Below are 6983 nucleotides of genomic sequence, written 5' to 3' on the forward strand. Positions count from 1 at the left end.
AATTGACCTGATAGGATAAAATTGCTAATTTAAGTATTACAATTCTAATTTGTCTTATTTTTGCCATCCGGTTGTCAAAAAAGCTTTTATACATAGGTAAATTGTTTATGATAAAACTTTTCCAGCCAGATTAAGCCATTAGCAAATTAACATAGATTTTCCAATGAAGAATTTTATTAAGTCACTTTTCTCCATGCAACTAACAGTCGTATTGTTGCTTATGTTTGCGATATCAATTGCCATTGCTACCTTTATCGAGAATGATTATGGCTCAGCGGCGTCAAAAGTTGCCGTTTACAATGCACTCTGGTTTGAGATTCTGCTGGTTTTTTTATCCGTCAATCTTATCGGCAGTCTGATTGAACATAAGGTGTGGCAACGTAAAAAATACGTCACCTTTTTAATGCACACTTCATTTGTGGTGATACTGATTGGTGCTGCAATTACCCGATTCACGGGTTACGAAGGCATGATGCACATCCGCGAAGGTGAATCCACCAACACCATGCTTTCTGACAATACCTATATTTCAGCGCGATGGAAAGAAGCTGGAAATGAAGCCATTGTCAATCACAAAGTATTACTTTCCGGTTATGGCCGGCAAGCCTCCCCATTCAGCATTGATGCAGGAAGTGAGCGCGTGAGGATAAAAACTATTGCTTTCGTTCCCAATGCAGGTGCAGCAGTAACCCCCGTGGAGAATGGTGAACCGGTGGTTTCGTTATTTGCACTCACTAATACAGGACGGCAGACGCTAATGCTGCGTCAGGGCGATTTTGAGCAACTTGACGATTTTTATATTGCTTTTACCGATCTGAAAAATAAAAGAGGATTACAACTGAGCATCAGTGATGGCAATTTGTTCTTCTCAGCCACCGATACGGTTTACATCACAGGGATGGGCAGCCAGAATGTTGATACCGTTCCGGCCAATGTGATGGCGCCGTTTCAACCTATGCAATTTTATAACATAGGCAACCTGAGAATTGTGCTCCGTGCTTTTGAAATCAGTGGGGCAATTCACCCGGTAAATGTTGAAAGCAATGAGCAAAGTTCGGGTCTGGATGCAGTGGTGCTTAAGGTTACTTACAAGATGCTTGAAGAGGATGTAGTGGTCTGGGGGAGACGTGGAATTTTGGGCAAAGAGGTTAAAGTCAGAGGTTTTGACCAGGGTGAGATGTACCTTTCCTATGGTTCGCGACCGGTTAAGATTCCCTTCAGACTGCACTTGAATGAATTTATCCTCGATCGGTATCCCGGTTCAAACAGCCCGTCTTCCTATGCCAGTGAGGTTACGCTGATTGATGATGAGAAAGACATTTCCTTCGATTTTCGAATTTTTATGAATCATATTTTGACGCACAGGGGATACAGGTTTTACCAGTCTTCCTACGATACCGATGAAAAGGGCACTATTCTTTCGGTAAACCATGACGGTCCGGGAACGGCAGTTACCTATTTTGGCTATGCCATGATGACACTGGCCATGATTTTGATGTTGATCACCCGCCGCACAAGATTCAGGTATTTGCTCAGAACAATCTCCGAAATCCGTTTAAAGAAGTCAAACCTGACCATGCTATTGTTGCTCATAATGGTTTTTTCTGTACCTTCCCTGTTTGCACAACAAATGCATGGTAGCAGTGAAGCAGCGATTTCTGCGGTGGATAAAAATCATGCAGCAAAGTTTGGGCGTTTGACAGTGTTAAGCGCCAATTCCCGACTTGAGCCAATGAACACGCTGAACAGTAAGATTTTGAGAAAGATTTCCGGAAAAAGCAATTTCCGTGGAATGAATCCCGACCAGGTGATTCTTGGCATTATGGCTGAAACTCAGGGGTGGCAGCATGTTCCGATTATCAAGGTTAAAAACAGGGAGCTTCGCCGATTCCTGAACATCAACAGCAGTTATGCTTCCTTCGCCGATTTCTTCGATCCAGGCAGTCGCGAAAGCTATAAACTCAGCAATTATGTAAATCAGGCTTATCGAAAAAATCCCTTCGATCAAAGCCAATTCGATAAAGATGTAATCAATGTGGACGAAAAGGTAAACATCTTTTACACACTCCTATCGGGTGGTTATCTGGCACTCTTTCCCGATATCAATAACCCGGCTGAAAAATGGTATCATCCCAACTCAAGCTTTATGAATTTCCCTGAAGCTGACAGTAACTTTGTAAAAAACATCATACCTGTTTACCTTGAATCACTTGCCGGGGCGATGAAGACAGGAGACTATGCCCAGGCTGACGAATTTGTTGAAGCCATCGGAACATTCCAACAGAAGTTTGCCAGTGAAATACTGCTTTCAGAAAAAAAGCAAAACATCGAAATTTTATACAATAAAATAGAGATATTCGAACGGCTTTACAAATATTACGGTATGATCGGGCTGATCTTCCTCATCGTTTTATTTGTGAAGCTTGTAAATCCCAAAATTAAAATTGGGATTGCCAGCAAATTAATGATAGGAACTCTGTTTTTATTTTTTGTAATGCAAACCCTGGGGCTGGCGGCCCGGTGGTATGTTTCAGGACACGCCCCCCTAAGTAATGGTTATGAATCAATGATCTACATCGCCTGGGCTACCATGCTTGCAGGTTTCCTTTTTGTGAAGAAATCAAACATTGCACTGGCTGCCACATCTGTCCTGGCTTCGCTTACGCTGTTTGTAGCTCATCTTAACTGGATGAACCCGGAGATCACCAATCTGGTTCCGGTGCTCAAATCAGTGTGGCTCACCATCCATGTCGGTGTAATCACGGCAAGCTATGGTTTTCTTGGATTGGTAATGATCATGGGGATTTTTAACCTTATGCTGATGATCTTCCAAACCAAAAAGAACTACCACATTTTTAACCTGACTATCAGAGAAATATCTTTGACCATCGAACTGGCCATGACTATCGGTCTTTACATGATTACAATCGGCTCATTTCTTGGTGGAATATGGGCAAATGAATCATGGGGGCGCTACTGGGGATGGGATCCGAAAGAAACCTGGTCGCTGGTCACCATATTGGTTTACACAATCATTCTTCATGTGGGTTACGTTCCTGGTCTCACCGGGAGATATTTGTTTAATGCTCTGGCGGTCATAGGGTTTTCATCAGTACTGATGACTTATTTTGGTGTGAATTACTATCTGGCGGGACTCCATTCATATGCCGGCGGCGATCCTGTACCCGTTCCGACTTTTGTTTATTATACCCTCGCGATTCTTTTCATTATTTTGCTGATGGCTTTTGTGAACAATCAGAAGATGAAACAGCTTGAAAAAGAATTGGTCGAAAAAGACTGATCCTTAAAGCCCTGATCAGGTTTGACTGCAATATTCAGGTGAAAAACCAGTTTTAAGTAGTATATTTTTTGCAAAAAATAACTATGAAATCAGTTTTCAACTTTCTCCTTATCAGCTCCTTGATGCTGATAATTTCGACATCCCTGCAATCACAAATTGCCATTGGCCAATGGCGTGATCATCTTCCCTATAACCGGGCACTCAGGGTTGCAGATGATGGTCAGACGATTTATTGTGCTACAAATTTCAGCTTGTTTGCCTATGACATGAATGATCAAAGTGTTCTCAGGAAATCAAAAGTCAATGGCCTGTCGGATGTGGGCATCAGCGCCATGGTGTATAGCGATGAATTTAAAACTTTAGTGATTGCTTACACCAATACCAACATTGATCTGATAAAGGATGACCGGGTAATCAATATTTCAGATATCAAACGCAGGCAAATTCTTGGCAATAAAACCATAAACAATATTACACTAAGAGGGAATCTTGCCTATCTTTCCTGTGGGTTTGGCATCGTGGTTCTCGACATTCAAAACGAAGAATTTCCCGAGCCTACGTACTACATTGGTTCAGGTGGAAGCCAGGTGAATGTGATGGATATAACTTTTAGCCCGGATTCCATTTATGCTGCCACTACCACCGGCATTTTCAAAGCATCATTATCAAGCCCAAACCTTGCCGATTTCAATGCCTGGAGCCAGGATCAACAGATGTATCCCAATGGTATGTTCAATACCATCTGTTATTACGAAAACCGGCTTTTAGCCAACAACAAAAATGAAGGTTGGATGCGAGATACTGTTTTTATGTACGATTTTAGAAGTAACCTTTGGAGCATCATGCCGGGCAGCAGTTATATCGGAAAATTCAGAATTCTCGAGTCCCGGGATCAGTTGGTGGTGATTGGAGAGTTTGGATTTCAGATTTACAACAGCAACTACGAACAAACAGCGATTATAGATAATCCGGGCGGGGTAGCGCTGCAGCCAAGAGATGTGGTCATCGATAATGACAACTTTAAATGGATCGCTGACAACAGGTATGGGTTGGTGGCTACTGACGGATTTCAGAACACCTTTGTTATTACACCAAATGGCCCGATTTCACAACGGACCTTTGATATGTCGCTGCAGAACGAGAAACTATGGGTTGCCGCAGGAGGTCGAACCACCAGTTGGGGTAAAATGTACATTGCCGATGGCGTCTATTCTTTTATTGATGAATCATGGAATACATTTAACAGCAGTACAGGTTATTCCGCTTTCGACACAATTAGCGACATGACGTGCATCGCCGTAAATCCTCTCGACAGCAGGCAGGTATTTGTAGGTACCTGGATGGAGGGTGTTATTGAACTTTATGATAATGAAGTCGCCAATGTTTACAGTAAAAACAACAGCTCCCTTCAGGTTTGGCCTACAGCCAATTACGTGGCTATCAGCGGGGTTGCGTTTGATGAATCCAGTAACCTGTGGGTTGTTAATTCAGGCGCACCCAATTTATTATCGGTAAAAAAACCTGATGGTGAATGGAAAGGATTCTCATTGGGTTCGAGTGCCAGCGGGATTGATGCTTCAAAACTTGTAGTTGATGGCAATAATCAAAAATGGATCATGGTACGTGCAGATCACAAACTTGTGGTATTCAGCGAAAACGGTACCATTGACGATGATTCTGATGACATGGTAAAGGTGCTGTCCAATTCACCGGGCAACGGTGACCTGCCCGGCAACAAAATTCTCTGCCTTGCCGAAGACCTTGATGGTCGCATGTGGATTGGATCCGACCAGGGCATTGCAGTGATCTATTCTCCGGGAAATGTTTTTACGGGTGGTAATTTTGATGCCCAGCGAATTCTTGTTGAAGTCGGCGGTTATGTTCAATACCTGCTCGAGTCGGAGGTTGTAACCTCAATCGCGGTGGATGGCGACAATCGTAAATGGATCGGCACTGAACGGGCAGGCGTATTTTTGGTTTCAGATAACGGAACCGAACAAATTCATCATTTCACAGAGGAAAACAGCCCACTCTTTTCCAATCTGATCGTCGATATTGCTATCAATAACAAAACCGGAGAGGTGTTTTTTGCAACTGATCGTGGAATCATTTCCTTTAAAAGTACTGCCACCGGGCCCAACCCCACCAACTCAAATGTGGTAGTTTACCCAAATCCCGTTCGTGAAGGATATACCGGAATCATTGCTATCAATGGATTGGTAAACAAAGCCGATGTAAAGATCACCGACATTAGCGGAGTGCTTATCTATGCTACCAAAGCCGAAGGAAGTCAGGCTACATGGAATGGCAAGAGCATGGACGGGCGCAGAGCCAGTACCGGTGTTTACCTGGTTTTTTCAACCGACGACGAGGGTGTCGAAAAAATGGTGACCAAAATTCTGTTTATCAATTAAACACTTTGATTGGTTTCTGATGATCTGCAAAACAAGCGGAATTGTTTTTAAAACGATCAAATATTCTGATCACAGTCTGATTGTGAAAATTTATACCCGTGCATTCGGGTTGCGGTCTTACATGATCAGAGGCATGAACAACAGAAAATCTGCCGCCAGAAAAAGTGCTTTCCAGCCACTTTCGATTCTCGAACTGGTGGTTTATGAAAAGGAAAAAGAGGGTTTGCAGAGCATTCGGGAAGTCGAAAGTATTTACCCTTACAAATCGTTGCCTTTTGACATCCGGAAAAGCTGTATTGCCATGTTTATGAATGAGGTGATGTATCGTTCGATATTCTCCGAAGAGGCTGATGATGCCCTCTTTCATTTTTTGCATCAATCGCTCATCAGCCTTGATGATGCTGAAAATTCATCTGAGAATTTTCATCTCCGGTTCCTTGCCCGGTTAAGCCGTTTCCTGGGATTTGCCCCTATGAATAATTTTTCGCCCAATAATCATTTCTTTGATCTTCAGGAGGGTTTATTTGTCAGCGAACAACCCATGCATAATAATTTCCTTGATTCGTCACTTAGCCTTAAATTTACGCATCTGATTGCCGATTCAGAGCAAATGAGCGGGTTAATGATTAATGCTTTATCCCGCAATGAGCTACTTGCTAAGTTGATTGACTACTACAGGCTGCATCTTCCGGGTTTTGGCGAAATAAAGTCTCACCTTGTACTAAAAGATGTTTTAGCATGAGATCAAAATCAATATATTTTCTACCTTTGATGCTCATTTGCCTGCTTGTGATGGTTTCCTGTTCGGCCACCCGAAAAAGCGGCAGTCGCAAAAAATGTGATTGTCCGAAATGGAGTTACATTGAAAAAGAAGAGTTTTTTTTCAACTGGAATGAAGCAGCAATTTTTTCGGTTTGAAACTTTAATTAGTTCTTGCCAGAAAACGCCTTGAATGTGATTTTCAACGATTTATTTACCCCGCCCTTCCCATAGGGATCCCTTCGGGAAAAGGGAGTAAATCGTTGAAAATCACTGCTCCCGGAATCTATCCCGAGACTTCGGGAGGGTTGGGGCAATCAGTGATTTTCAACATTAATAGTTTTCTGACAAGCACAAATTATCAGTAGCAAAGTAACTTAATTTAAATTTTTTAATAATTATGGGTAAGAATAAACAAAAGTATGTTTACCTTTTCGGCAACGGTAAAGCCGAAGGCGATGCAACAATGAAGAATTTGCTCGGAGGTAAAGGCGCCAACCTGGCAGAAA

3 protein-coding genes are annotated in these 6983 nt (G+C 42.5%); all 3 read left to right on the forward strand.

Features of this window, described 5'->3' with window-relative positions:
• Positions 1-163 precede the first annotated feature (163 nt).
• The 3 genes from ccsA (at position 164) to recO (ending at position 6457) form a co-directional block, all read left to right on the forward strand.
• Positions 164-3301 (forward strand): cytochrome c biogenesis protein CcsA, encoded by a 3138-nt coding sequence (ccsA, locus tag IH598_11210; GenBank protein ID MBE0639078.1) that lies wholly within the window; start codon positions 164-166, stop codon positions 3299-3301.
• A gap of 83 nt (positions 3302-3384) precedes the next feature.
• Positions 3385-5715 carry a T9SS type A sorting domain-containing protein gene (locus IH598_11215; protein MBE0639079.1) on the forward strand — a complete coding sequence of 777 codons (2331 nt, stop codon included), beginning with the start codon at positions 3385-3387 and terminating at the stop codon, positions 5713-5715.
• A 19-nt stretch (positions 5716-5734) separates the two neighbouring features.
• Positions 5735-6457, forward strand: coding sequence for a DNA repair protein RecO (gene recO / locus IH598_11220; GenBank protein MBE0639080.1), 723 nt, complete (start codon positions 5735-5737; stop codon positions 6455-6457).
• Positions 6458-6983 lie beyond the last annotated feature (526 nt).

This window comes from Bacteroidales bacterium, assembly GCA_014860585.1.
Lineage (GTDB): Bacteria > Bacteroidota > Bacteroidia > Bacteroidales > 4484-276 > RZYY01.